The 24,937-nt window shown below is 62.4% G+C and carries 24 protein-coding genes and 1 pseudogene; 17 read left to right on the plus strand and 8 right to left on the minus strand.

The window, feature by feature from the left end:
- Positions 1–106 precede the first annotated feature (106 nt).
- Positions 107–1,696: an ABC transporter substrate-binding protein gene (locus REH59_RS28090; protein ID WP_014860511.1), complete on the plus strand. Its 1,590-nt coding sequence runs from the start codon at positions 107–109 to the stop codon at positions 1,694–1,696.
- A gap of 134 nt (positions 1,697–1,830) precedes the next feature.
- Here the strand turns inward: REH59_RS28090 and radC are convergent, their stop codons facing one another.
- On the minus strand, positions 1,831–2,511 hold the full coding sequence (gene radC / locus REH59_RS28095) for a RadC family protein (RefSeq protein ID WP_004575218.1): 681 nt from the start codon (positions 2,509–2,511) through the stop codon (positions 1,831–1,833).
- 125 nt (positions 2,512–2,636) lie between these two features.
- Between radC and coaBC the strand changes: the two genes are divergently transcribed.
- The 4 genes and pseudogenes from coaBC to argB all read left to right on the plus strand — a co-directional run bounded on the left by coaBC (position 2,637) and on the right by argB (position 6,757).
- Positions 2,637–3,848 carry a bifunctional phosphopantothenoylcysteine decarboxylase/phosphopantothenate--cysteine ligase CoaBC gene (coaBC, locus tag REH59_RS28100; RefSeq protein ID WP_003253409.1) on the plus strand — a complete coding sequence of 404 codons (1,212 nt, stop codon included), beginning with the start codon at positions 2,637–2,639 and terminating at the stop codon, positions 3,846–3,848.
- 5 nt (positions 3,849–3,853) lie between these two features.
- On the plus strand, positions 3,854–4,309 hold the full coding sequence (gene dut / locus REH59_RS28105) for a dUTP diphosphatase (RefSeq protein WP_003253408.1): 456 nt from the start codon (positions 3,854–3,856) through the stop codon (positions 4,307–4,309).
- A 144-nt stretch (positions 4,310–4,453) separates the two neighbouring features.
- Positions 4,454–5,821: pseudogene (locus REH59_RS28110) on the plus strand (phosphomannomutase/phosphoglucomutase); the annotation flags it as partial.
- A 30-nt stretch (positions 5,822–5,851) separates the two neighbouring features.
- Positions 5,852–6,757: an acetylglutamate kinase gene (argB, locus tag REH59_RS28115; RefSeq protein WP_004575216.1), complete on the plus strand. Its 906-nt coding sequence runs from the start codon at positions 5,852–5,854 to the stop codon at positions 6,755–6,757.
- A 159-nt stretch (positions 6,758–6,916) separates the two neighbouring features.
- Here the strand turns inward: argB and pyrE are convergent, their stop codons facing one another.
- Complete coding sequence (pyrE, locus tag REH59_RS28120; RefSeq protein WP_014861506.1) at positions 6,917–7,558, minus strand: orotate phosphoribosyltransferase; 642 nt, start codon at positions 7,556–7,558, stop codon at positions 6,917–6,919.
- A gap of 80 nt (positions 7,559–7,638) precedes the next feature.
- Here pyrE and REH59_RS28125 point away from each other — a divergent pair, with 80 nt between their 5' ends.
- Complete coding sequence (locus REH59_RS28125; protein ID WP_003253401.1) at positions 7,639–8,418, plus strand: exodeoxyribonuclease III; 780 nt, start codon at positions 7,639–7,641, stop codon at positions 8,416–8,418.
- A 33-nt stretch (positions 8,419–8,451) separates the two neighbouring features.
- Here REH59_RS28125 and REH59_RS28130 read toward each other — a convergent pair whose 3' ends face one another.
- On the minus strand, positions 8,452–8,820 hold the full coding sequence (locus tag REH59_RS28130) for a DUF4870 domain-containing protein (protein WP_014861507.1): 369 nt from the start codon (positions 8,818–8,820) through the stop codon (positions 8,452–8,454).
- A gap of 23 nt (positions 8,821–8,843) precedes the next feature.
- Positions 8,844–9,566 carry a ribonuclease PH gene (gene rph, locus REH59_RS28135; protein WP_003253397.1) on the minus strand — a complete coding sequence of 241 codons (723 nt, stop codon included), beginning with the start codon at positions 9,564–9,566 and terminating at the stop codon, positions 8,844–8,846.
- Between the two features lie 228 nt (positions 9,567–9,794).
- Here rph and REH59_RS28140 point away from each other — a divergent pair, with 228 nt between their 5' ends.
- The gene (locus tag REH59_RS28140) at positions 9,795–10,658 is read left to right on the plus strand and encodes a YicC/YloC family endoribonuclease (RefSeq protein ID WP_003253395.1); all 864 of its coding nucleotides are present in this window, start codon (positions 9,795–9,797) and stop codon (positions 10,656–10,658) included.
- A 13-nt stretch (positions 10,659–10,671) separates the two neighbouring features.
- Entirely contained in the window at positions 10,672–11,292 is a 621-nt protein-coding gene (gene gmk, locus REH59_RS28145) for a guanylate kinase (RefSeq protein WP_004575215.1), read from the plus strand.
- A 527-nt stretch (positions 11,293–11,819) separates the two neighbouring features.
- Here the strand turns inward: gmk and REH59_RS28150 are convergent.
- From REH59_RS28150 to REH59_RS28160, 3 genes are all read right to left on the minus strand, one after another.
- Positions 11,820–13,361: an APC family permease gene (locus REH59_RS28150; protein ID WP_003253391.1), complete on the minus strand. Its 1,542-nt coding sequence runs from the start codon at positions 13,359–13,361 to the stop codon at positions 11,820–11,822.
- Between the two features lie 119 nt (positions 13,362–13,480).
- Positions 13,481–14,248, minus strand: a complete 768-nt coding sequence (locus REH59_RS28155) for a gamma-glutamyl-gamma-aminobutyrate hydrolase family protein (RefSeq protein WP_003253389.1) — start codon at positions 14,246–14,248, stop codon at positions 13,481–13,483.
- A 4-nt stretch (positions 14,249–14,252) separates the two neighbouring features.
- Entirely contained in the window at positions 14,253–15,635 is a 1,383-nt protein-coding gene (locus REH59_RS28160) for a glutamine synthetase family protein (RefSeq protein ID WP_003253387.1), read from the minus strand.
- A 205-nt stretch (positions 15,636–15,840) separates the two neighbouring features.
- On the opposite strand from REH59_RS28160, the gene REH59_RS28165 reads away from it, so the two are divergent.
- The 5 genes from REH59_RS28165 to REH59_RS28185 all read left to right on the plus strand — a co-directional run bounded on the left by REH59_RS28165 (position 15,841) and on the right by REH59_RS28185 (position 20,577).
- Entirely contained in the window at positions 15,841–16,713 is an 873-nt protein-coding gene (locus tag REH59_RS28165) for a LysR family transcriptional regulator (protein ID WP_003253385.1), read from the plus strand.
- A 240-nt stretch (positions 16,714–16,953) separates the two neighbouring features.
- Positions 16,954–17,217, plus strand: coding sequence for a DNA-directed RNA polymerase subunit omega (rpoZ, locus tag REH59_RS28170; protein ID WP_003253383.1), 264 nt, complete (start codon positions 16,954–16,956; stop codon positions 17,215–17,217).
- A gap of 59 nt (positions 17,218–17,276) precedes the next feature.
- Positions 17,277–19,385, plus strand: coding sequence for a bifunctional GTP diphosphokinase/guanosine-3',5'-bis pyrophosphate 3'-pyrophosphohydrolase (spoT, locus tag REH59_RS28175; protein ID WP_004575214.1), 2,109 nt, complete (start codon positions 17,277–17,279; stop codon positions 19,383–19,385).
- A gap of 23 nt (positions 19,386–19,408) precedes the next feature.
- The gene (locus REH59_RS28180) at positions 19,409–19,789 is read left to right on the plus strand and encodes a RidA family protein (protein WP_003253379.1); all 381 of its coding nucleotides are present in this window, start codon (positions 19,409–19,411) and stop codon (positions 19,787–19,789) included.
- Between the two features lie 56 nt (positions 19,790–19,845).
- Positions 19,846–20,577, plus strand: a complete 732-nt coding sequence (locus tag REH59_RS28185; protein ID WP_014861183.1) for a hypothetical protein — start codon at positions 19,846–19,848, stop codon at positions 20,575–20,577.
- 169 nt (positions 20,578–20,746) lie between these two features.
- On the opposite strand, the gene REH59_RS28190 is transcribed toward REH59_RS28185, so the two are convergent.
- The gene (locus tag REH59_RS28190; protein WP_014861182.1) at positions 20,747–21,604 is read right to left on the minus strand and encodes an SDR family oxidoreductase; all 858 of its coding nucleotides are present in this window, start codon (positions 21,602–21,604) and stop codon (positions 20,747–20,749) included.
- Positions 21,605–21,793: 189 nt separating this feature from the next.
- Here REH59_RS28190 and exbB point away from each other — a divergent pair, with 189 nt between their 5' ends.
- The 4 genes from exbB to REH59_RS28210 all read left to right on the plus strand — a co-directional run bounded on the left by exbB (position 21,794) and on the right by REH59_RS28210 (position 24,937).
- Positions 21,794–22,756, plus strand: coding sequence for a tonB-system energizer ExbB (exbB, locus tag REH59_RS28195; RefSeq protein WP_014861181.1), 963 nt, complete (start codon positions 21,794–21,796; stop codon positions 22,754–22,756).
- 3 nt (positions 22,757–22,759) lie between these two features.
- Positions 22,760–23,188 carry a TonB system transport protein ExbD gene (exbD, locus tag REH59_RS28200; protein ID WP_003253367.1) on the plus strand — a complete coding sequence of 143 codons (429 nt, stop codon included), beginning with the start codon at positions 22,760–22,762 and terminating at the stop codon, positions 23,186–23,188.
- On the plus strand, positions 23,185–23,916 hold the full coding sequence (locus REH59_RS28205; RefSeq protein ID WP_003253366.1) for an energy transducer TonB: 732 nt from the start codon (positions 23,185–23,187) through the stop codon (positions 23,914–23,916). The genes exbD and REH59_RS28205 overlap by 4 nt, the downstream gene beginning before the upstream one ends.
- 94 nt (positions 23,917–24,010) lie before the next feature.
- Complete coding sequence (locus tag REH59_RS28210) at positions 24,011–24,937, plus strand: hydrogen peroxide-inducible genes activator (protein ID WP_003253362.1); 927 nt, start codon at positions 24,011–24,013, stop codon at positions 24,935–24,937.

Raw genomic sequence — 24,937 nt, forward strand, 5'->3', positions numbered from 1 at the left:
CGCAAGATTTGCAAAAAAGGGTGTGGTCATTTGCCGGCGGGCGCACTAGGGTAAGCCTTTTCCAGACTGCACTGGCAGATGGGCCACTGACAGCCAAGGAGCCACCATGCGTGTCGCCGCACTTTCCTTATTGTTCACCACCCTGTTCGCCACTGGCGCTGCCCAGGCCGCTCCGCTGAGCGTTTGCAGCGAGGCCAGCCCCGAAGGTTTCGACGTGGTGCAGTACAACTCGCTCACCACCACCAACGCCACCGCCGACGTGCTGATGAACCGCCTGGTGGAGTTCGATGCGGCGCAAGGCAAGGTGGTGCCGAGCCTGGCGACCAGCTGGACGGTATCGGCCGACGGCCTGGTGTATGACTTCACCCTGCGCGATGACGTCAAGTTTCACAGCACCCCCTACTTCAAGCCAAGCCGCAAGCTGAATGCCGACGACGTGCTGTTCAGCTTCCAGCGCATGCTCTACCCGGCCCATGCCTGGCACAAGACCGCGCCGGGCGGCTACCCGCATGCCCAATCGCTGCAGCTGGGCAGCCTGATCAAGGCGATCGAGGCACCGTCGCCGAACACCGTGCGCTTCACCCTCAGCCACCCGGACGCCACCTTCCTGGCCACCCTGAGCATGGGCTTCGCCTCGATCTACTCCGCCGAATACGCCGACAAGCTGCTCAAGGCCGGCACACCGGAAAATCTCAACAACCAACCGATCGGCACCGGGCCGTTCGTGTTCCAGCGTTTCCAGAAAGACGCCGTGGTGCGCTACCGCGCCAACCCGGACTACTTCGCCGGCAAGCCGGCGGTCGACCCGCTGATCTTCGCCATCACCACCGATGCCAACGTGCGCCTGCAGAAGCTCAAGCGTGGCGAGTGCCAGGTTGCCCTGTCGCCCAAGCCGTTGGACATTGCCGAAGCGGGCAAGGACGGTAACCTCAAGGTGGCCACCACCCCGGCATTCATGACTGCCTTCGTCGCCATCAACAGCCAGCACCCGCCGCTGGACAAGCCGGAAGTGCGCCAGGCGATCAACCTGGCCTTCGACAGGCAGGCCTACCTCAAGGCCGTGTTCGAAGACTCTGCGGTGGCTGCCAACGGCCCCTACCCGCCTAATACCTGGAGCTACGCCAAGGACCTGCCCGGCTACCCGCTGGACCTGAAGAAAGCCAAGGCCCTGCTGACCAAGGCCGGGCTGGCCGAAGGCTTCAGTACCACCATCTGGACCCGTCCCTCGGGAAGCCTGCTCAACCCCAACCCCAGCCTTGGCGCGCAGATGCTGCAAGCCGACCTGGCGAAGATTGGCGTGAAAGCGGAGATCCGCGTGATCGAGTGGGGCGAACTGATACGCCGCGCCAAGGCTGGCGAGCATGACTTGCTGTTCATGGGCTGGGCGGGCGACAACGGCGACCCGGACAACTTCCTCAGCCCGCAGTTTTCCTGTGCGGCGGTAGAGTCAGGGACCAACTTCGCACGCTTCTGCGACAGCCGCCTCGACCAGCTGATCAGCGCCGGGCGCACCACCAACGACCAGAGCGTGCGCAGCCGGCTGTACCAACAGGCGCAGACACTGATCCAGCAGCAGGCGCTGTGGGTGCCACTGGCGCACCCGACGGCGGCGACCTTGCTGCGCCAAGGCGTCGAGGGGTACCAGGTGAGCCCGTTCGGGCGGCTGGATTTCAGCAAGGTGTCGGTGACCAAGTAAGCCTGTAACGGCCTCTTCGCGGGTGAACCCGCTCCTACAGGACAGCGCCAGCCTGGTAGTTGACGCTACCCCTGTAGGAGCGGGTTTACCCGCGAAAGGGCCCGTACTGACCCTATAAGGCTCTCAGTAGTCCCTCAGGCCACAATCCACCCATGCTCGACCATCGACAACGGCTCCCCATCACCAATGATGATGTGATCCAGCACCCGCACATCAATCAACGCCAGCCCCCGCTTCAACGACAGGGTCAAATGCACATCGTCCTGACTCGGTTCACTGATCCCTGAAGGATGGTTGTGGCACAGGATCAATGCCGCAGCGTTGTGCACCAACGCCCGTCGCACCACCTCTCGCGGATAGACACTCGCCCGATCTATCGTGCCCCTGAACAGGATCTCAAATGCCAGTGGCCGGTGCTTGGTATCGAGAAACAGACACCCGAACACCTCGCTGGCCTCATGCCTGAGCATGGCTTTCAGGTAGCGTCGCACCGCTGCCGGGCTGTCCATGGCAGACTCGCGCTCAATCGACGTTGCAAGGTGCCTGCGGCCGATCTCAAGCAGTGCCTGCAGCTGGCTGTACCTCACCGGGCCCAACCCAAGCTCGCCGACGAAGGCCTCGCGGTCGGCCTCCAGCAACCGGCGCAAGCTGCCGAACTTCACCAACAAGCCTCGCGAAAGCTCCACGACATTACGCCCACGTACGCCTGAGCCGAGAAAAACGGCCAGCAGCTCCGTATCTGTCAGGCTCCCTGCCCCTCGCTGCAACAACTTCTCCCTAGGCCGTTCTTGCGCCGGCCACTCCCTGATGTTCATTCCACCCCTGCCTTTGCTGCGGCCCATTTCGGCCCTGTGTTAATCTATTTCGCCTCGTACATGCGACGTTCCGCCGCAGGCATTTCAAACGTCGTCGCCCGCTCTCACTGGAAAAAGGCAAGCCTATGCAGCGGCTGTATCGCAAGCGCATCGTTCTCGGCGTGGGTGGCGGCATTGCCGCCTACAAAAGCGCCGAGCTGATTCGCCGTCTCCTGGAGCACGGCGCGCAGGTGCGCGTCGTCATGACCCGGGGTGGTGCAGAATTCATCACCCCGCTGACCCTGCAGGCGCTGTCGGGCCACCCCGTACACATGGACCTGCTCGACCCGGCCGCCGAAGCTGCCATGGGCCATATCGAACTGGCCAAGTGGGCGGACCTGGTGTTGATCGCCCCTGCCACCGCCGACCTCATGGCACGCATGGCCCAAGGCATGGCAGACGACCTGCTGACCACGCTGGTGCTGGCCACTGACGCCACCGTCGCCGTGGCGCCGGCGATGAACCAGGCCATGTGGCGCGACCCGGCCACCCAGGCCAACCTCGAGCTGCTCAAGAGCCGTGGCATTCAGGTGTTCGGCCCGGCATCCGGCAGCCAGGCCTGTGGCGACGTCGGCCTGGGGCGCATGCTAGAAGCCACCGACCTGGCCTGGTGCGCCGCGGAAAGCTTCAAGCGCCAGGCACTGACCGGCAAGCACGTGCTGATCACCGCCGGGCCGACCCAGGAAAACATCGACCCGGTGCGCTACATCACCAATCATAGCTCCGGCAAGATGGGCTTCGCCCTGGCCGAAGCGGCCGCCGAAGCAGGGGCTCGGGTGACCCTCGTCACGGGCCCTGTGCACTTGCCAACCCCTGACCGGGTCAGCCGCATCGACGTCGTCAGCGCGCGAGACATGCTCGCGGCCTGTGAAGCGGCCATGCCGTGCGACCTGTTCATTGCCTCGGCAGCGGTTGCGGACTACCGCCCCGAAGTGGTTGCCACACAAAAACTGAAGAAAGATCCTACGACCGGCGACGGCATGCTGCTGCAGATGGTGCGTAATCCCGATATCCTTGCCACCATTGCTGGCCGCGCCGACCGCCCGTTCAGCGTCGGCTTTGCCGCCGAAACCGAGCACCTGCTCGATTACGCCACGCGCAAGCTCAAGGACAAGAACCTCGACCTGATCGTCGCCAATGATGTGGCCAACCCCAGCATCGGCTTCAACAGCGAAGAAAACGCCTTGACCGTGATCGACCGCCAGCAGCACCAGACCCTCTTCGCGCAGACCAGCAAGGGCAAGATTGCCCGGCAACTGGTCGCCTTCATCGCCGAACGGCTTAACCAGGTTCAATAAGTTACATGCACGCTCTTCAAGCCAAGATCCTCGACCCACGCCTGGGCAGCGAATTCCCGCTACCCGCGTACGCCACCCCCGGCTCCGCCGGCCTCGACCTGCGCGCCCTGCTCAAGGAAGACACCCTCCTCGAGCCGGGCCAGACCATTCTGATTCCTACCGGTCTGTCGATCTACATCGGCGACCCGGGCCTGGCGGCAGTCATCCTGCCGCGCTCGGGCCTGGGCCATAAGCATGGCATCGTGCTGGGCAACCTGGTCGGCCTGATCGATTCGGACTACCAGGGCGAGCTGATGGTGTCGTGCTGGAACCGCGGCAACACGCCGTTCACCATCGCGGTGGGCGAGCGCATCGCCCAGCTGGTGCTGGTACCGGTGGTGCAGGCTCACTTCGACATCGTCGAAGCATTCGACGAAAGCCAGCGTGGCGCTGGCGGCTTCGGTCACTCCGGCAGCCACTGAGCCGGCAAATGACCGTTCAGGCCAAGGATGGCGAACTCTCTGGCGAAACCACCGTCCAAGCGTTCAGTTTGCGCCTGCCCAGAAAGCCTTTGACTAATGGAGCTTCCAGAGATGAACGACATGGCCCACCTGGTCCCCGCCGCATTGCCCGACAGCATTTTCCGCGCATATGACATACGCGGCGTGGTCGGCAAGACCCTTCACGCCGAAACCGCCTACTGGATCGGCCGCGCCATCGGCGCGCAAAGCCTGGCCCAGGGCGAACCGCAGGTTTCGGTAGGGCGCGATGGCCGCCTGTCGGGCCCGATGCTGGTGGAACAGCTGATCAAGGGCCTGGTCGATGCGGGCTGCCACGTCAGCGACGTCGGCCTGGTGCCTACCCCGGCGCTGTACTACGCAGCCAACGTGCTGGCCGGCAAGTCCGGTGTGATGCTGACTGGCAGCCACAACCCTTCGGACTACAACGGTTTCAAGATCGTCATCGCCGGTGACACCTTGGCCAACGAACAGATCCAGGCCCTGCTGACCCGCCTGAAAACCAACGACCTGACCCTGGCCCAAGGCCGCGTGGAAAAGGTCGAGATCCTCGACCGCTACTTCCAGCAGATCGTCGGCGACGTAAAGCTGGCGAAAAAGCTCAAGGTGGTGGTGGACTGCGGCAACGGCGCCGCTGGCGTGGTTGCACCGCAACTGATCGAAGCCCTGGGCTGCGAAGTGATCCCGCTGTTCTGCGAGGTCGACGGCAACTTCCCCAACCACCACCCGGACCCGGGCAAGCCGGAGAACCTCGAAGACCTGATCGCCAAGGTCAAGGAAACCGGTGCCGATATCGGCCTGGCCTTCGACGGTGACGGCGACCGTGTCGGCGTGGTGACCAACACCGGCAGCATCGTCTACCCCGACCGCCTGCTGATGCTGTTTGCCCAGGACGTGCTGTCGCGCAACCCAGGTGCCGAGATCATCTTCGACGTCAAATGCACCCGCCGCCTGACCCCGCTGATCGAACAGCACGGTGGCAGCGCCTTGATGTGGAAAACCGGCCATTCGCTGATCAAGAAGAAGATGAAGCAGACCGGTTCGCTGCTGGCAGGCGAGATGAGCGGTCACATCTTCATCAAGGAACGTTGGTACGGTTTTGACGACGGTATCTACAGCGCCGCGCGCCTGTTGGAGATCCTCAGCAAGACCCAGCAGAGCGCCGAAAACCTGTTTGCCGCCTTCCCGAACGATATTTCCACGCCGGAAATCAATATTGATGTGACCGACGAGGGTAAATTCAGCATCATTGATGCACTGCAACGCGACGCCGACTGGGGCGAAGCCCACCTGACCACCATTGACGGTGTGCGGGTCGACTACGCCAATGGCTGGGGCCTGGTTCGCGCCTCCAACACCACCCCGGTGCTGGTGCTGCGCTTCGAGGCCGACAGCGACGCCGAGTTGCAACGTATCAAGGATGTTTTCCGCACCCAGTTGCTGCGGGTAGAGCCTGAGCTGCAACTGCCGTTCTGACCGACTATCTGTTCCTTACAGGAGCCCTGCATGACCCTCGATCGCGATGCCGCTTCCCATGTAGCCGAGGTTTTGTCCGAAGCACTGCCTTACATCCGCCGCTTTGTCGGCAAGACCCTGGTGATCAAGTACGGCGGCAACGCGATGGAGAGCGAGGAGCTCAAGACGGGCTTCGCCCGTGACATCGTGCTGATGAAGGCTGTGGGCATCAACCCGGTGGTGGTCCACGGCGGTGGCCCGCAGATCGGCGACCTGCTCAAGCGCTTGTCGATCGAGAGCCACTTCATCGACGGCATGCGCGTCACCGACTCGGCGACCATGGACGTGGTGGAGATGGTGCTGGGTGGCCAGGTCAACAAAGACATCGTCAACCTGATCAACCGCCACGGCGGCAGCGCCATCGGCCTGACCGGCAAGGACGCCGAGCTGATCCGCGCCCGCAAGCTGACCGTCAGCCGCCAGACACCAGAGATGACCACCCCGGAAATCATCGACATCGGTCACGTCGGTGAAGTGGTGAGCGTGAACACCGACCTGTTGAACATGCTGGTGAAGGGCGACTTCATCCCGGTCATCGCGCCAATCGGCGTGGGTGCCAACGGTGAGTCGTACAACATCAACGCCGACCTGGTGGCGGGCAAGGTGGCCGAGGCGCTGAAGGCCGAGAAGCTGATGCTGCTGACCAACATCGCCGGCCTGATGGACAAGCAGGGCCAGGTGTTGACAGGCCTGACCACCGAGCAGGTCAACGAACTGATCGCTGACGGCACCATTTATGGCGGCATGCTGCCGAAGATCAAGTGCGCGCTGGATGCGGTACAGGGCGGCGTGAACAGCTCGCACATCATTGATGGCCGCGTGCCGAATGCAGTGCTGCTGGAGATTTTCACCGACAGCGGCGTGGGCACCCTGATTACCAACCGCAAGCCGCGCTGATTGATCGGTTAGCCTGCACTGGCCTCTTCGCGGGTAAACCCGCTCCTACAAAGGAAATCCCCATGTAGGAGCGGGTTTACCCGCGAAAGGGCCAGATCAGGCGGCACAAAAAAAGGCGACCCTCTGAAGAAGGTCGCCTTTTTCATTCCTAGGCCAGGATCAGATCCCGTACTGCGCCCGATAGGCCTCCACAGCCGGCAGGTGCTGCTTCAACTGTGGATCGTCAGCCAGGAACTCCAGCACCTGGGTCAGCGAAACAATGCTGACCACCGGGATACCGAAGTCGCGTTCCACTTCCTGGATCGCCGACAGTTCGCCATTGCCGCGCTCTTCACGGTTCAGCGCGATCAGTACACCAGCGGCCTTGGCCTGCTGGGCGTTGATGATCTGCATGACCTCACGAATGGCGGTACCGGCAGTAATCACGTCGTCAATGATCAGCACTTCACCGGCCAGCGGCGCGCCGACCAGGCTGCCACCTTCGCCGTGGTCCTTGGCTTCCTTGCGGTTGAAGCACCATGGCACGTCGAGCTGATGCTGGTCGGCAAGGGCCACGGCGGTAGTCGCCGCCAAAGGGATACCCTTGTAGGCCGGGCCGAACAGCACATCGAAGGGGATTTTGCTGTCGACGATGGCGGCGGCGTAGCAACGGCCCAGTTCAGCCAGGGCGGAACCGGTGTTGAACAGGCCGGCATTGAAGAAATACGGGCTGGTACGCCCCGATTTCAGGGTGAATTCACCGAAACGCAGTACCCCGCGATCGATGGCAAAACGGATAAAGTCGCGCTGATACGGCTGCATGAATAGTCCCGGACACCACGGATTTAGCTAAATGGGTTGAGCTCGGGTATCATACACGCACGAGATTTATGGGGCCATTTATGCGGATCATCAGTGTGAACGTAAATGGCATTCAGGCTGCGGCCGAGCGTGGTTTGCTCAGCTGGCTGCAAGCCCAGAATGCCGACGTCATCTGCCTTCAGGATACCCGCGCCTCGGCCTTTGAACTCGACGACCCAGCTTTCCAGCTCGATGGCTATTTCCTTTATGCCTGCGACGCGGAGGTGCCTGCCCAAGGTGGTGTGGCCCTTTACTCGCGCATGCAGCCCAAGGCAGTCATCACCGGCCTGGGCTTCGAGACAGCCGACCGCTACGGGCGTTACCTGCAAGCAGATTTCGACAAAGTCAGTATTGCCAGCCTGCTGCTGCCTTCGGGCATGAACGGCGACGAAGACTTGAACCAGAAGTTCAAGTTGATGGACGACTTCGCCAAGTACCTGGACAAGCAGCGTCGCAAGCGTCGCGAATACATCTATTGCGGCTCGTTCTACGTGGCGCAGCAGAAGCTCGACATCAAAAACTGGCGTGACAGCCAGCAGTCGCCAGGCTTCCTGGCGCCAGAACGCGCCTGGATGGATGCAATCACTGGCGAGATGGGGTATGTCGATGCCTTGCGCGAAGTCAGCCGTGAAGGCGACCAGTACAGCTGGTGGCCAGACAACGAGCAGGCCGAGATGCTTAACCTGGGCTACCGGTTCGACTACCAGATTCTCACCCCGGGCCTGCGCCGCTTCGTACGCAACGCTCGCCTGCCGCGTCAGCCACGCTTCTCCCAGCATGCGCCGCTGATCGTCGACTATGACTGGACGCTGACCATCTAAAAGGCCATTGGGGCTGCGTTGCAGCCCCAATGGCTATTTGATCGGCCGCCAGATCATCGGGTAGCGATAAGGCTTGCCCTCATTCGCCCGTACCGCCGCAATGATGATCAATATCATCACTGCCACCGTGAGCATGGCAAACAGCACCAGCCCGATAACCACGAACATCAGCAGGAAGCAGATGAACCCGGCAATGGTCACGCTGATTTGAAAGTTCAGCGCCTCTTTGCCCTGGGCGTCGATAAAAGGGTCTTGCTCACGCTTGAGGTGCCATAGCACCAGCGGGCCCAGCAGGTGCCCAAGCGGCACTACCAGGCCCAACAGCGCGGAGAGGTGGCAGAACATCGCCCATTGCCGGATTTCGGCATTGGGCGGGGTGATCGACAGGTTCGAATCGCTCATGCCCCGCACCTCCTTGGCAGGCTTCAGTCAGCCAGTGCCGCCTGCTGCAGCTCGAAAATCTCGTTCATGCCCTTCTGCGCCAGGGCGAGCATGGCGTTGAAATCTTCCGGCTGGAACGGTGCGCCTTCAGCAGTACCCTGCACTTCGATGAAACCACCAGCGCTGGTCATGACCACATTCAGGTCGGTTTCGGCTGCGGAGTCTTCCAGGTAGTCCAGGTCGAGCACCGCTTCGCCCTGGTACATGCCTACCGATACGGCAGCGATCATGTGCTTGAGCGGGTTGCCGCCCTTGAGGCCGCCGCGCTTCTTGATCACTGCCAAAGCATCGCACAAGGCAACCATGGCGCCGGTGATGGACGCGGTACGGGTACCGCCATCGGCCTGGATCACGTCGCAATCGACGTACAGGGTGATGTCACCGAGCTTGCTCATGTCCAGCGCGGCACGCAGCGAACGGCCGATCAGGCGCTGGATTTCCAGGGTGCGGCCGCCCTGCTTGCCACGGCTGGCTTCGCGCTGGTTACGTTCGCCGGTGGAGCGCGGCAGCATGCCATACTCGGCGGTCAGCCAGCCTTGGCCCTGGCCTTTGAGGAAGCGCGGTACACCGTTTTCAACGCTGACCGTGCAGATGACTTTGGTGTCACCGAACTCGACCAGTACCGACCCTTCGGCGTGCTTGGTGTAGTTGCGGGTGATGCGGATCGAGCGGAGCTGATCGGCAACGCGACCACTTGGACGTTTCATCTGGGATACCTGTACTGGGACTTTGAATCTGCCGAGCATTATAGAGCCCGCAGCCCGGGGAAGACATGCCTATTGTCGCGCCCGGCACAGCCCGTCGCCTTTTCCTACCGCAGTAGCCACCCGTCGGTAACATAGGCGGATTGGGCGCCACGGCGACACTGCGCTACAATCCTGCGCCTTGCAGCCGAGAGGCTCCCACCGTTCATTCATCTACGCGAGGTACTCCCCATGGTGCACAGCATGACCGCTTTTGCTCGTGTCGAGCGCGCCGGCAGCCAAGGCACCCTGGTCTGGGAGCTGCGTTCGGTCAACCACCGTTACCTGGAGCCGCACCTGCGCCTGCCCGAGGCCCTGCGCGACCTCGAAGGCGGTGTACGTGAAGGCCTGCGCCAGGGCCTGTCACGCGGCAAGGTGGAATGCACCTTGCGCCTCAACGAAGACAGTAATGGCAAACCGCTGAAAGTGGACCATGAGCGCGCCAAGCAACTGGTTGCCGCCGCCGAAGAAGTGGCGGGCCTGATCAAGCAGCCTGCCCCCCTGAACCCGCTGGAAGTGCTGTCATGGCCAGGCGTGCTGGTGGCCGACACCAGCGACCCACAGGCACTGAACGCCGAAGCCATGGCGCTGTTCGACGAAGCGTTGGCCGAACTCAAGGCCGGGCGCCAGCGCGAAGGCCAGGAACTGGCGCGGCTGATCAACGAACGCCTGGACAACATGGCCAGCGAAGTCACGACCCTGCGCGCCCTGGTGCCGCAGATGCTGGCGGCGCAGCGGCAGAAGATTCTCGACCGCTTCGGCGACATGCAAGCCGAGCTGGACCCACAGCGCCTGGAGCAAGAGATGGTACTGCTGGCCCAGAAAAGCGACGTGGCAGAGGAGCTCGACCGCCTCAGCACCCACGTCACCGAAGTGCGCCGCGTGCTCAAGGGTGGCGGCGCCGCTGGCCGGCGCCTGGACTTCCTGATGCAGGAGCTCAACCGCGAGGCCAACACCCTTGGCTCCAAGGCCTTCGACCCACGCAGCACGCAAGCGGCGGTCAACCTGAAGGTACTGATCGAACAGATGCGTGAACAAGTACAGAACATCGAGTAAGGCCACCCCTACCATGAACCACAGCAGCGGCACCCTCTACATCGTTTCGGCCCCCTCGGGTGCCGGCAAGACCAGCCTGGTCACCGCCCTGACCAAAGACGACCAGCAGATTCGCGTCTCGGTCTCGCACACTACCCGCGCCATGCGCCCGGGCGAGCAGCACGGGGTGAACTATCACTTCGTCGTCCACGAGGAGTTCAAGACGCTGATCGCGCAAGGAGACTTTCTGGAGCATGCCGAAGTGTTCGGCAACTTCTACGGTACTTCGCGCAGCGCGCTGCAGCACACCCTGGACCAAGGCTACGACCTGATCCTGGAAATCGACTGGCAAGGTGCCCAGCAAGTGCGCAAGCTGATGCCAGAGGCGCTGTCGGTGTTCATCCTGCCTCCAAGCCAGGAGGCGCTTCGCCACCGCCTGGACGGACGCGGGCAGGACAGCGAAGAGATCATTGCCGGGCGCATGAAGGAAGCGGTCAGCGAGATGGTGCACTACGACGAGTATGACTACGTGATCATCAATGATGATTTCGACGCGGCGCTGGCAGACTTGAAAGCGGTGTTCCGCTCGAATCGCCTGCTGTTGAAGAAGCAGCAGCAGCGTCATGCGGCGCTGCTGAAGCAAATGATCGGCTAAAGATCGATGGGGCTGCATTGCAGCCCTTCGCGGGCACGCCCGCTCCCACGGGTTAATCACTGCCTTGAGGCTTGTGCCACACCTTTGGGAGCAACTGTCTTGCTCAATTTCTAAAAGCTGGCGCGATCCGAGTGGGAGCGGCCTTGTGTCGCAAAAGGACCGCGAAGCGGCCCCCGCATTATTTGCATCGACGCTGAAATCCCGGGGCTGCTGTGCAGCCTTTTCGCGACACAAGGCCGCTCCCGCAAGGACTGCGCCAGGCTTTAGATGTGGACGGCGACTTTTAGGGCTTCCAGCGCCGGTTCGACCTTGATGCCCAGCACTGCCGCCAGTCCATTACCCGTGCCAGGTCCTGCTGCCCCACCATGACCATCTGCAGTTCATACCTGTAGGAAACAACGGCGACCCTAGGGTTGATGGGTGGGTTTGCGGTGATGATGTTTCTCGATACCGCGCTGGGCTGAGGCTGAGCACCGGCCTGTGGGAGCGGGCGTGCCCGCGAAGGGCCGCAGAGCGGCCCCATTGGTTTATTCCTGCAGTGGCAAGGTAGCCTGCTGACGCAGGGTAGCCCCGAGGAAGTACGCCGGCGCACGCATGCGCGACAGCATCATCAGGCCGATACCAAGCACCGAGATGATCGCGGCAATCACGAACACCAGCCCCAGACCGCCCACATGCGAGCCGCTGCCGAAGTCCGGCGACGCACTGTCGATGGCGGTACGCACGAAGATCACCGACAAGATCACCCCACCCACCAGCGGGCACAGGCCGCGCATGATGAAGTGGCGCAGGCTGTCGAACAGGCTGCCGCGGAAATACCAGACGCAGGCAAACGCGGTCAGCGAATAGTAGAAGCAGATCATCATGCCCAATGCCGTGATGGTATCTGCCAGCACGTTCTCGCTCAGCGTACGCATGGTCACGTAGAACAGGCCTGCGGCCAGGCCGGCGCAGATGGTGGCATAGCGCGGCGTTTGCGAGCGCGGGCAGACGCTGGCGAACTTCTGCGGCACCGCGCCGTAATAACCCATGGCCAACAGGGTGCGCGCCGGCGCCACGAAGGTGGACTGCAGCGACGCCGCCGTACTGGCCAGCACAGCGATGGACATCAGGATCGCCAGCGGCCCCATGACCGGGCCGGCCAGGTGGGCAAAGACGTTCTCCTGGATGCGCGGGTTGTTCAGGCCCAGACCCGTTTCACTGATACCGGCAAACTGCAGGGTGGCGATGGCAGTGAACAGGTACAGGCCGAGAATCAACATCACGGTCCAGGTAGCGGCCTTGCCCGGCACCTCTTCGCTGCCCACCGATTCTTCACTGACGGTCAGGCAAGTGTCCCAGCCCCAGAAGATGAAGATCGACAGTGACAGGCCAGCGGCAAAGGCCGAGAACGACTCGACACCGAACGGGTTGAACCAGGCGAAATCGAACGCCAGCGGTGGCGGCGCGGTGGTGCCGCCGAAAGCGGCGAAAGCAAAGCCGATCAACACCAGCAACTGCAGGGCCACCAAGCCGTACTGCACAGTCATTGTGGTGGCGATACCCCGACAGCAGATCCACACTGCCAAACCAATGAACACGCAACAGGTAACGATGTTGATCAACAGGTTGTCGGCCAACGCTGCCAGCTCATGCTTGCCGGTGATCTGGCCAAGGAACAGGTAGAAGAAGTCCACCGCCACACCTGCCAGGTTCGACAGCACGATCGTGGTGGCAACCACCAGTCCCCAGCCGCCGATCCAGCCGATCATCGGGCCGAATGCACGCGCCGACCAGGTAAACGAAGTACCGCTGTCCGGCTCCGCCGAGTTCAGCTCGCGATAGCCCAGGGCAACCAGCAGCATCGGCAGGAAGCCCACGATGAACACGGCCGGCAGGTGGGCGCCCACCTCACGTACGGTCGGGCCAAGGGCCCCGGTCAGGGTATAGACCGGGGCGATGGTGGAAATGCCCAGCACCACGCTGGCCAGCAGGCCCAAGCGGCCCTTGGCCAGGCCTTTGCTGCGCTGAGTGTTGCCCGCGTCGGCCGCCACATCGGGTGGGCGGCCGGCTTCTGTGTAATTGCTCATGAGTATTTGCCGTAAATTTTGGAATTGTTTTAACAAGCCTTGGGTACAAGGCTCGCTTTCACTCATTGAAAGCTTGCTATCGGGGACGAGTCATCCGAGACCTTCGGCTGACGCCAGAATCATTCCTGCCGTGAGCCCTCCCGTGCTGCGTAGGCATTGCAGGCCTCGCGAAACGCCTCAAACAGACGCAGCGAAACCGGGTTTTCGTTGAAGCGCCACTCCGGGTGCCATTGCACCCCGAGCACAAAGCCCGGCGCCGCAGGCATGGACACCGCCTCGATCAGGCCATCCGGGGCCCGTGCCTCGACGCGCAGGCCCGGGGCCAGACGGTCGATGCCCTGGCTGTGCAGCGAATTGACCTCGAACTGCGCCACCAGCCCCAGGCGCTCGAACAACCCGCCAGGCTCGATGCTGACCGAGTGGCGAGGGCCGTATTGCACCTCCAGGGGGGCGTCCTCAGGTTCGCGGTGGTCAAGGTAGCCAGGCAGTTCCTGCACACGCTGGTGCAGGCTGCCACCAAGGGCCACGTTCAGCTCCTGATAGCCTCGGCAGATGCAGAATACGGGCACACCGACGGCAATGGCTGCCTGCAGCAGCGGCAGGGTCAGGCGATCACGCGCCAGATCATGCCGGGTACCCGCCACACTGGGGGCGCCATTGTAATGATGCGGCTCGATATTTGAAGGCGAGCCGGTAAAAACAATGCCGTGCAGGCGGGCCAGCAGCGCTTGCGTGTCGCTGCCGCCATCACGGGCCGGCAAGATCAGTGGCAAGCCGGCAAAGCCGGCCGCCTCGACATACTTGTCGCCGACCGTATGCGAGGAGTTCTTCCCTACCTGCTGACGGCAGGCGCTGACACCGATCAAAGGGACCGCATTTGCGCTCATGGGCTTACACCGTGTGCAGGTACCAGTTGTACTCGAGATCGGAAATCGACACTTCGAACTCGGCCAGTTCGCTTTCCTTGCAGGCCACGAAGATATCGATGTAGTCCGGGCTGATGTATTGGTTGAGGACTTCGCTGTCATCCAGCGCGCGCAGGGCATCGCGCAGGTTGTTCGGCAGGCTTTGCTCCAGCTGCTCGTAGGAGTTGCCTTCGATCGGCGCCTCGGGCTCGACCTTGTTGGTCAGGCCATGGTGAACGCCGGCAAGGATCGCCGCGAGCATCAGGTACGGGTTGGCATCGGCGCCGGCTACACGGTGCTCAAGGCGCACATTGTCGCTGCTGTCGGTGGGCACGCGTACGGCCACGGTGCGGTTGTCCAGGCCCCAGCTCGGCGCATTGGGCACGTAGAACTGCGCACCGAAGCGGCGGTAGGAGTTGATGTTGGGGCACAGGAAGGCCATCGACGCCGGCATGGTTTCCAGCACGCCACCAATGGCGTGGCGCAGCGTATCGCTTTGCAGCGGATCGTCACTGGCGAAGATGTTCTTGCCGGTTTTCTTGTCCAGCAATGAAATGTGCACATGCAGGCCGTTGCCTGCCTGGCCCGGGTAGGGCTTGGCCATGAAGGTGGTGTCCATTTCATGGTCGTAGGCGACGTTCTTGATCAGGCGCTTGAGCAGGATCGCATAGTCGCAGGCCTTCAGCGGATCCGCCACGTGGTGCAAGTTGACCTCGAACTGCGCTGGGGCGCTTTCCTTGACGATGGCGTCGGCAGGCAGGCCCTGTTCCTTGGCTGCTTCGAGCATGTCCTGCAAGCAGTCGGCGTACTCGTCGAGGTCGTCGATCAGGTACACCTGGGTCGACTGCGGGCGCTTGCCGGAGATCGGCGAGCGCGGCGGCTGCGGGCGGCCGTTGAGGTTGTCCTGGTCGATCAGGTAGAACTCCAGCTCGAACGCGGCGCAAATATCCAGGCCCAGGTCGTCGAACTTGCTCACCACCTGGCGCAGCACTTCACGCGGGTCGGCGAAGAACGGCTGGCCATCCAGCTCGTGCATGGTCATCAGCAGCTGGGCGGTGGGGCGCTTCTGCCACGGCTCGTCCGACAAGGTGCCGGGGATCGGGAAACAGATACGGTCGGCGTCGCCGATGTCCAGCCCAAGGCCGGTGCTTTCGACAGTGGAACCGTTGATATCAAGGGCGAACAGCGATGCGGGCAGGTTGATGCCCTTCTCGTACACCTTGTGCAGGCTGGCCCGCTCGATGCGCTTGCCACGTACCACGCCATTCATGTCGGAGATCAGCAGGTCTACGTACTGCGTGTCCGGATGGGCCTGGAGGAAGTCATTCATCTCGCTGGAAGAACTGGCGCACGGGGTTACCGACGTCATGGTGTACATCCTTTGATGTGCTGCGGCGATGTGGGGATACGGCTGGCGCCTCACGGGCGACGATGGTTGCAGCTGTTGTTCTTTTCACTTTCCCATCGTGGGGACTGGTTACCCGACCGGGCGCATTGATTCCGGGGGGCCGTTTCACTATAAAATGGCCCAGACGCAACAGACATTGGCAATTTGGCAAGCAGAGCGTGCATCAATGCAATATCAGATAACCCACGCAGACCTCTCTCTGGTCCTGGCACTGGAACGTGGCCGCTCGCTGGCCAAAGCCGCCGAACTGCTCAAAGTCGACGTTTCGACCGTATTCCGCTCGATCCGCCGATTGGAGTCAGCGCTGGGCACTGCTTTGTTCGTCAAGAGCCGAAAGGGCTATCTGCCGACTGACACTGCACAGGCCTTGGCCGAGCAGGCCGAACGTGCCGAGCAGGCGCTGGAAGCGGCGCGCATTGCCATGACCAGTGGCGAGCAGGTGGTCAGCGGCACGGTGCGCCTGACCTGCACAGAGGCGGTGATGCACAGCCTGTTGCTGCCGGCGCTGGCCGAGTTCATGTCCAACTACCCGGCTTTGTCGCTGGAGATGGGCACCTCCAATACCTTCGCCAACCTCAGCCGGCGCGACGCCGACATCGCCCTGCGCCTGACCAACACACCTCCGGAGCACCTGGTTGGCCGCAACCTGGGTTCGACCTCCTATGTAGTCTGCGGCCAGCCACAGTGGCGCGAGCGCCTGAGCGAGTCCCCCGCCAGCGTGCCGTGGATCGCACCAGACGACTCGATGCAGGACCACCCTACGGTGGTCTGGCGCAACCAACAACACCCGGGCCTGAGCCCGCGCTACCAGTGCAGCAGCATGTCGACCATCGCCCAGTTGGTAATGGCCGGCCTGGGCGTGGCAGCACTCCCGGACTACATGGTGCATGCGCTGCCTGGGGTGGATGCTCTCAGCGGTCCCCTGCCCGGCTGCGACACTCAGCTGTGGTTGCTGACCCGGCCGGATTGCCGGGCGTTGCGCTCGGTGCAGACCTTGTTCGAAGAGCTGACCCCGCGGTTGCGTGACGCGATGCTCTGAGGTTATCGTCAAGCTCATGCACTGAGGGTGTCTGTTCCGGCTCTTTCGCGGGTAAACCCGCCGCTACAAGCTACGCGGTCCCTGTAGGAGCGGGTTCACCCGCGAAGAAGGCATCGCAGGGTTTGCAGGTACCGCCCGGCAAAACAGCGCTTCCCTATTGGCTGGTGAATTTTTATACTATCGAGTCCGCCTGCCCATTAATGGGCTGCACGCCCACCGCAATTGCTACTGAGGAAGACCATGGCCCGCGTAACTGTTGAAGACTGCCTGGAACACGTGGATAACCGCTTTGAGCTGGTCATGCTCTCGACCAAGCGCGCTCGCCAGCTGGCGACCGGCGGCAAAGAGCCACGCGTTGCGTGGGAAAACGACAAGCCAACCGTTGTTGCCCTGCGTGAAATTGCCGAAGGCATCGTCACCAACGAGTTCATCGCCGCTGAAGAGATCGTCACCGAGGATCCGGTGTTCGCCGCGTTCGAGGACGAGAACAACGAGGCTGTCTGATTGATGCCAGGTCGACGTCGTACGGCGCAAGGCCCTCTTCCTCGGCAGGAGGTGAACCCATGCCGGGTATAGAAGCCTTGGCCGAACGGCTGTCGACCTATCTTGGCCCCGAACAGGTCAACCTGGTTCGGCGTGCCTATTTCTACGCCGAACAGGCTCACGATGGGCAACGCCGCCGCAGTGGCGAGCCCTACGTGACCCACCCGCTGGCCGTGGCCAGCATCCTCGCCGACATGCACATGGACCATCAGAGCCTGATGGCGGCCATGCTGCACGATGTGATTGAAGACACCGGCATCGCCAAGGAAGCCCTCAGCCAGCAGTTTGGCGAGACCGTGGCCGAACTGGTCGATGGGGTCAGCAAGCTGACCCAGATGAATTTCGAGACCAAGGCCGAGGCACAGGCGGAAAACTTCCAGAAGATGGCCATGGCCATGGCCCGCGATATCCGCGTGATCCTGGTCAAGCTGGCCGACCGCCTGCACAACATGCGCACCCTGGAAGTGCTGTCTGGCGAAAAACGCCGGCGCATCGCCAAGGAAACCCTCGAGATCTACGCCCCCATCGCCAACCGCCTGGGGATGCACACCGTGCGCGTGGAGTTCGAAGACCTTGGCTTCAAGGCCATGCACCCGATGCGCTCGTCGCTGATTCATCGAGCAGTGAAGAGCGCACGCGGCAACCGCAAAGAAATCGTCGCCAAGATCGAGCACTCGCTGGCCAACTGCCTGTCCGCCGACGGCATCGAGGGCGAGGTCAGCGGGCGGCAGAAACACCTCTATGGCATCTACAAGAAGATGCGCGGCAAGCGCCGTGCCTTCAACGAGATCATGGACGTGTATGCCTTCCGCATCATTGTCGACAAGGTTGACACCTGCTACCGCGTGCTCGGCGCCGTGCACAACCTGTACAAGCCGCTGCCCGGACGCTTCAAGGATTACATCGCGATCCCCAAGGCCAATGGCTACCAGTCGTTGCACACGACCCTGTTCGGCATGCACGGCGTGCCCATCGAAATCCAGATCCGCACCCGCGAAATGGAAGAGATGGCCAACAACGGCATCGCCGCGCACTGGCTGTACAAGTCAAACGACGACGAGCAGCCCAAGGGCAGCCACGCGCGTGCCCGCCAGTGGGTCAAGGGTATCCTCGAACTGCAGCAACGTGCCGGCAACTCCCTGGAATTCATCGAGAGCGTGAAGATCGACCTGTTCCCGGACGAGGTCTACGTGTTCACGCCCAAAGGCCGGATCATGGAGTTGCCCAAAGGCTCCACGGCCGTCGACTTCGCCTACGCGGTGCACACCGACGTTGGTAACAGTTGCATCGCGTGCCGCATCAACCGCCGCCTGGCGCCGCTGTCCGAACCGCTGCAAAGCGGCTCGACAGTGGAAATCGTCAGCGCCCCGGGCGCTCGGCCAAACCCGGCCTGGCTCAACTTTGTGGTCTCAGGCAAGGCACGCACGAATATCCGCCACGCGCTCAAGCAACAGCGCCGTTCCGAATCCATCAGCCTGGGCGAGCGCCTGCTGAACAAGGTGCTCACTGGTTTCGACAGCAGCCTGGAGAAAATCCCCCAGGAACGCATCGAGTCTATTCTCGCCGAGTACCGCCTGGAGCTGCTAGAAGACCTGCTCGAAGACATCGGCCTGGGCAACCGCATGGCCTACGTGGTCGCGCGCCGCCTGCTGTCGGCCGAAGGCGAACAGTTGCCGGCGCCAGAAGGCCCGCTGGCGATCCGCGGTACCGAAGGCCTGGTGCTGAGCTACGCCAAGTGCTGCACACCGATCCCGGGTGACCCGATTGTCGGCCACCTGTCAGCCGGCAAAGGCATGGTCGTGCACCTGGAGAACTGCCGCAACATCAGTGAAATCCGCCACAACCCCGAAAAGTGCGTGCAACTCTCCTGGGCCAAGGACATCACTGGCGAGTTCAATGTCGAACTGCGTGTCGAACTGGAACACCAGCGCGGGCTGATCGCCCTGCTGGCCAGCAGCGTCAACGCCGCCGACGGCAACATTGAAAAGATCAGCATGGACGAACGCGACGGCCGTATCAGCGTGGTCCAACTGGTGGTCAGCGTGCACGACCGCGTGCACCTGGCGCGTGTGATCAAGAAGCTGCGTACCCTGACCGGTGTGGTCCGCATCACCCGCATGCGTACGTAGTCCGCCAACCGCAAGGAGTCATCATGAGCAAAACCGTCATCAACAGCGACAAGGCCCCTGCCGCCATCGGCACCTACTCGCAGGCGATCAAGGCCGGCAACACCGTGTACATGTCGGGCCAAATCCCTCTGGACCCGAAGACCATGGAACTGGTCGAAGGCTTCGAAGCCCAGACCGTGCAGGTGTTCGAGAACCTCAAGGCCGTGGCTGAAGCTGCTGGCGGTTCGTTCAAGGACATCGTGAAACTGAACATCTTCCTCACAGACCTGAGCCACTTCGCCAAGGTAAACGAGGTGATGGGCCGCTACTTCGAACAGCCCTACCCGGCCCGCGCCGCCATCGGCGTTGCCGCGTTGCCGAAAGGCTCCCAGGTCGAAATGGACGCCATCCTGGTCATCGAATGATGCCCTGGTGACGGGCCCTGCCCGTCACCCTCCTTCCTCTGCAAGGTTACCCCGTCATGCGTCAAGCACTGCCCTTTGCGCTGGCAGCCCTGCTACTGGGCGGCTGCACCAGCCACAAACCCGAAGATTTCAACGGTATCTGGATCAACCAGGAAGCCATCACTGCGGCGGTCAAAGCCGGCAGCCTGCGCCAGGCGCTGAATGAGCACGGCCCAGTGTTCGAGTGGAAGCTCGACGTGGCCAATCAGCAAGCTAGCTATAGCAATGGTTTCGAGGCCGCTGACGGCCAGCTGAGCGCCAATGAAAAGCAATGGCAGGCCCGTTTCCAAGGCGGCCAGACCGAGCAGCTTTCGCTCGATGGCGACGAGCTGCTGGCCGTCGACCAGAACGGCACCAAGCAAACCTTCGTGCGCGCCAAGGCACCGGCGACAGCCAATGCACCACTGGGCAGCAGCTTCGAGAAGGCGCTTTACCAGGCCTACCTGGGTGGTGACTGGAAGATCGTCGACGGCCAAGGCAAAGGTGCCAGCGTGCGCTTCAGCGACACCGGCAACGTCACCGGCCTACCGGGGCCGGACCGCTTCGCCCTGTGCCTGGCAGGTGATTGCGCGACCATGGGTGGCAACAATGACAGCCTGTGGCTGGAGCGCAACCAGCGTGGTGCACCGTTCATCATCAAGCGCGATGGTGACAAGCTGGAGATTTTCCAGGCAGTGAACCGTGCCCAGCCGGATGAAATGCCAGAGCTGGCAGCGGGCAAGCGTCAATGGGCGCTGGAGCGCAGCTGAGATGATGCACGGTCCCTGTAGGAGCGGGGTTACCCGCGAAGAAGACACCGCGGTGGATGGCACGGGCTTCGCCCGTGTTCGCGGGCAAGCCCGCTCCCACAGGGATCGCGTCAGTTTTTAGAAATTGAGCAAGACAGTTGCTCCCACAAGGGATCGCGCCACCTGCCAGCTAGGCTTTTCCTGCCAGAATCGCGGCGTAGCCTTCCTTGTAGCTCGGATACTCAGGCGCCCAGCCGAGCGCCCGCGCCCGCGCATTGCTGCAGCGCTTGCTGCCAGTACGCCGCACCCGCTGCTCATCGGACCATTCGGTAACCCCCATGTACGCCCGTAGCCAGGCCACCACATCGGCCAGCGGCGCCGGGTCGTCATCAACGCCAATGTAGCAGTCGTCCAGAGCCTTGCCATCAGCATCGGCCTGCAGCAGAAACGCCAGCAGGCTGGCGGCATCTTCGGCATGAATGCGGTTGCCATACAGCGGTGGCTCCTCGGCAACGCGGTAACCCTGACGCACCTGGCTCAGCAACCACTCACGCCCTGGGCCATAGATACCGGTCAGGCGGACCACGCTCGCCGGGATGCCGCTGGCCAGTGCCAACCGTTCAGCCTCCAGCATCACACGCCCGGAATAGCCCTCAGGCTCGGTGGCAGCGCCCTCCTCTATCCACTCGCCGCCTTTCTGCGCATACACACTGCTGCTTGAGACGAACAGCAGGCGACGCGGGCGCTGGCCACGCTCGGCCAACCAGGCCAACACATGGCGCAAACCATCGACATAGGCTGCTTGGTAACCCGCCTCATCGTGCTGGCTGGCCGCCACGCAGTACACCAGGTAGTCCAGCGGGCCCTGTGGCCAGGCCTGCGGTATCGACGGTTCGGCCAAATCTGCGGCAACCGGCTGAACCCCTGCGGGCAGCTGACCAACAGAACGGCGCAGGCCGCTCACCTGCCAGCCTTTAGCCAACATCTGCTTGGCCAGACGCCCACCCACATCACCACAACCCACCACCATCACGGAAAGGTCTGACATCTCTAAACTCCCTAGACCAATTGATCAGCCTGGCCACGCTACACGATGGGCGGCTAGACCATAGGCGAAAAAAGCTACAATATTACTTTTGTTAACAAGAATTACTTGCAATAATGGCCGCCAAATTGTTCTCGGCCTACATCGAGGCCTTGGAGAACGTTCACTTTTTCTTCATCAGGTCCGGCCAGCATGACACGTACTCAACCTTCCGCTTCGCCAACCCCGTCGCGCGCCTGGCGCGCCATCGCCGCGCTGACACTCAGCCTGGTGCTGGCCCCGGTGGCCATGGCCGATGAGCCAACCACCAACGCCGCCACACCTGCGGCTGCTACTGCCCCGGCCGCACCCGCTGCTGCCCCGGTCGATGCGCCGGCGCCTGGTGCCACTGCCACCAACCCGGCAGATGCAGACCCAAGCGTTCAAGCCCTGGTCGAAGACACCTCGCTGGGCATGGCCCATGACCTGTCCCCATGGGGCATGTACAAGAACGCCGACATCGTGGTGAAGATCGTCATGATCGGTCTGGCCATCGCCTCCATCATCACCTGGACCATCTGGATTGCCAAAGGCTTCGAGCTGATGGGCGCCAAGCGTCGCCTGCGGGGTGAAATCGCCCAGTTGAAGAAGTCCACCACCCTGAAGGAAGCCAGCGAAGTCTCCAACAAGGAAGGCACCCTGGCCCACACCCTGGTCCACGATGCCCTCGAAGAGATGCGTCTTTCGGCTAACGCTCGCGAAAAAGAAGGCATCAAGGAGCGCGTCAGCTTCCGTCTGGAGCGCCTGGTGCATGCCAGCGGCCGCACCATGAGCAGCGGCACCGGCGTCCTCGCAACCATCGGCTCCACCGCACCGTTCGTTGGCCTGTTCGGTACCGTATGGGGCATCATGAACAGCTTCATCGGCATCGCCAAGACCCAGACCACCAACCTGGCCGTCGTTGCCCCAGGTATCGCCGAAGCGCTGCTGGCCACTGCTCTGGGCCTGGTCGCGGCAATCCCGGCCGTGGTCATCTACAACGTCTTCGCCCGCTCCATTGCCGGTTACAAGGCACAGGTGTCCGATGCCTCCGCTCAGGTACTGCTGCTGGTCAGCCGTGATCTGGACCACCAGGGTAGCGAGCGCGCCGCCCCGCACATGGTGAAAGTGGGGTAAGCCATGGGCCTGCATCTCAACGAAGGTGGCGACGACCTCGCCGAAAACCACGAAATCAACGTTACGCCGTTCATCGACGTGATGCTGGTGCTGCTGATCATCTTCATGGTCGCCGCCCCCTTGGCCACGGTCGACATCAAGGTCGACCTGCCGGCCTCAACCGCCAAACCGGCGCCAAGGCCAGAGAAACCGGTGTTCGTCAGCGTCAAGGCCGACCAGAAGCTGTATGTCGGCGACGATCAGGTTGCTGCACCCGACCAGCTTGGCCCGATGCTCGACGCCAAGACCAAGGGTGACAAGGAAACCACCATCTTCTTCCAGGCTGACAAAGGCGTGGATTACGGCGACCTGATGGAGGTGATGAACAACATGCGCGCGGCCGGCTACCTGAAAGTCGGTCTGGTAGGTCTCGAGACGGCAGCCAAGAAATGATGAAAACGCGCTCTAACATGGCGCGCTACGGTGGCAGCCTGGCGATCGTGCTGGGTGTGCACGTGGTCGCCGTGCTGCTGACGCTCAACTGGTCGGTACCACAGGCCATCGAACTGCCCCCGGCAGCGATGATGGTCGAACTGGCACCGTTGCCGGAGCCTGCGCCACCACCACCCCCAAAGGCAGCTCCGCAGCCACCGGCACCGGTCGAGGAACCACCGTTGCCGAAGCTGGCAGAAGCGCCCAAGCCCAAGATCGCCATCCCCAAGCCGCCCAAGCCAAAGGCCAAGCCGCAGCCGCCCAAGCCCGAGAAAAAGCCTGAGCCGCCGAAGGAAGCACCACCCACCGAGCAAACGGTGGACGCACCGCCCAGCAACACGCCACCGCAGAAGTCCGCGGCACCGGCACCAAGCATTGCGTCCAACAGCAACGCCCTGCCAACCTGGCAGAGCGACCTGCTGCGCCACCTTGCCAAGTACAAGCGTTACCCGGAAGACGCGCGCCGTCGTGGCCTGCAAGGCATGAACCGCCTGCGCTTCGTGGTCGACGCCGAAGGCAAGGTCGTGTCGTACTCCATGGCCGGTGGCTCGGGCAGTGCCGCACTGGACCGGGCGACCCTGGAAATGATCCGTCGGGCCGGCACGGTACCCAAGCCGCCACCCGAGTTGCTGAACAATGGCACGATTGAAGTCGTGGCACCGTTCGTCTACTCACTGGACCGCCGCTAAGACTTTTGTTTCTGTCACAATTCGGCAAGTCTGATAACGTGCGTCTATCAATTGCAGCCGCTATGCTGGGCTCGCAACTTCATGGACGCACGTTATGACCCTCACAGAATTACGCTACATCGTCACACTCGCCCAGGAACAGCACTTCGGCCATGCCGCCGAGCGCTGTCATGTGAGCCAACCCACCCTGTCGGTCGGTGTGAAGAAGCTCGAGGACGAGCTTGGCGTTCTGATCTTCGAGCGCAGCAAAAGCGCAGTACGTCTGACCCCGGTCGGCGAAAACATCGTCGCCCAAGCGCAGAAGGTACTGGAGCAGGCCCAAGGCATTCGCGAGCTGGCCCAGGCCGGCAAAAATCAGCTGACCGCTCCGCTCAAGGTCGGCGCTATCTACACCGTCGGCCCCTACCTGTTCCCGCACCTGATCCCGCAGCTGCACCGCGTAGCGCCGCAAATGCCGCTGTACATCGAAGAAAACTTCACCCACGTACTGCGCGAAAAGCTGCGCAACGGCGAACTGGACGCGGTGATCATCGCCCTGCCGTTCAACGAAGCCGACGTGCTGACGCTACCGCTATACGACGAACCGTTCTGCGCCCTGATGCCTGCCGACCACCCATGGACGGCGAAGAAGACCATCGACACCGCCATGCTCAACGACAAGAGCCTGCTGCTGCTTGGTGAGGGCCACTGCTTCCGTGACCAGGTACTGGAAGCCTGCCCTACCCTGAACAAGGGGGGTGAAGGCTCACGGCACACCACGGTTGAGTCCAGCTCGCTGGAAACCATCCGTCACATGGTGGCTTCCGGCCTTGGCGTATCGATCTTGCCGCTGTCGGCAGTGCACAGCCATCACTATGCCCCCGGCGTCATCGAAGTGCGCCCGCTGACGGCACCGGCACCGTTCCGCACGGTCGCCATCGCCTGGCGCGCCAGCTTCCCGCGGCCAAAGGCCATCGAGATCCTCGCCGATTCGATCCGCCTGTGCTCGGTCGCCAAAAACCCTGCGGAACAACCGGCCTGA

Source organism: Pseudomonas sp. BO3-4, assembly GCF_034044115.1.
Taxonomy (GTDB): domain Bacteria; phylum Pseudomonadota; class Gammaproteobacteria; order Pseudomonadales; family Pseudomonadaceae; genus Aquipseudomonas; species Aquipseudomonas alloputida.

Coding starts and splice junctions, on each gene's coding strand:
- REH59_RS28090 (WP_014860511.1), top strand. CDS start 107: ATGCGTGTCGCCGCACTTTCCTTATTGTTCACCACCCTGTTCGCCACT.
- radC (WP_004575218.1), bottom strand. CDS start 2,511: ATGAACATCAGGGAGTGGCCGGCGCAAGAACGGCCTAGGGAGAAGTTG.
- coaBC (WP_003253409.1), top strand. CDS start 2,637: ATGCAGCGGCTGTATCGCAAGCGCATCGTTCTCGGCGTGGGTGGCGGC.
- dut (WP_003253408.1), top strand. CDS start 3,854: ATGCACGCTCTTCAAGCCAAGATCCTCGACCCACGCCTGGGCAGCGAA.
- argB (WP_004575216.1), top strand. CDS start 5,852: ATGACCCTCGATCGCGATGCCGCTTCCCATGTAGCCGAGGTTTTGTCC.
- pyrE (WP_014861506.1), bottom strand. CDS start 7,558: ATGCAGCCGTATCAGCGCGACTTTATCCGTTTTGCCATCGATCGCGGG.
- REH59_RS28125 (WP_003253401.1), top strand. CDS start 7,639: ATGCGGATCATCAGTGTGAACGTAAATGGCATTCAGGCTGCGGCCGAG.
- REH59_RS28130 (WP_014861507.1), bottom strand. CDS start 8,820: ATGAGCGATTCGAACCTGTCGATCACCCCGCCCAATGCCGAAATCCGG.
- rph (WP_003253397.1), bottom strand. CDS start 9,566: ATGAAACGTCCAAGTGGTCGCGTTGCCGATCAGCTCCGCTCGATCCGC.
- REH59_RS28140 (WP_003253395.1), top strand. CDS start 9,795: ATGGTGCACAGCATGACCGCTTTTGCTCGTGTCGAGCGCGCCGGCAGC.
- gmk (WP_004575215.1), top strand. CDS start 10,672: ATGAACCACAGCAGCGGCACCCTCTACATCGTTTCGGCCCCCTCGGGT.
- REH59_RS28150 (WP_003253391.1), bottom strand. CDS start 13,361: ATGAGCAATTACACAGAAGCCGGCCGCCCACCCGATGTGGCGGCCGAC.
- REH59_RS28155 (WP_003253389.1), bottom strand. CDS start 14,248: ATGAGCGCAAATGCGGTCCCTTTGATCGGTGTCAGCGCCTGCCGTCAG.
- REH59_RS28160 (WP_003253387.1), bottom strand. CDS start 15,635: ATGACGTCGGTAACCCCGTGCGCCAGTTCTTCCAGCGAGATGAATGAC.
- REH59_RS28165 (WP_003253385.1), top strand. CDS start 15,841: ATGCAATATCAGATAACCCACGCAGACCTCTCTCTGGTCCTGGCACTG.
- rpoZ (WP_003253383.1), top strand. CDS start 16,954: ATGGCCCGCGTAACTGTTGAAGACTGCCTGGAACACGTGGATAACCGC.
- spoT (WP_004575214.1), top strand. CDS start 17,277: ATGCCGGGTATAGAAGCCTTGGCCGAACGGCTGTCGACCTATCTTGGC.
- REH59_RS28180 (WP_003253379.1), top strand. CDS start 19,409: ATGAGCAAAACCGTCATCAACAGCGACAAGGCCCCTGCCGCCATCGGC.
- REH59_RS28185 (WP_014861183.1), top strand. CDS start 19,846: ATGCGTCAAGCACTGCCCTTTGCGCTGGCAGCCCTGCTACTGGGCGGC.
- REH59_RS28190 (WP_014861182.1), bottom strand. CDS start 21,604: ATGTCAGACCTTTCCGTGATGGTGGTGGGTTGTGGTGATGTGGGTGGG.
- exbB (WP_014861181.1), top strand. CDS start 21,794: ATGACACGTACTCAACCTTCCGCTTCGCCAACCCCGTCGCGCGCCTGG.
- exbD (WP_003253367.1), top strand. CDS start 22,760: ATGGGCCTGCATCTCAACGAAGGTGGCGACGACCTCGCCGAAAACCAC.
- REH59_RS28205 (WP_003253366.1), top strand. CDS start 23,185: ATGATGAAAACGCGCTCTAACATGGCGCGCTACGGTGGCAGCCTGGCG.
- REH59_RS28210 (WP_003253362.1), top strand. CDS start 24,011: ATGACCCTCACAGAATTACGCTACATCGTCACACTCGCCCAGGAACAG.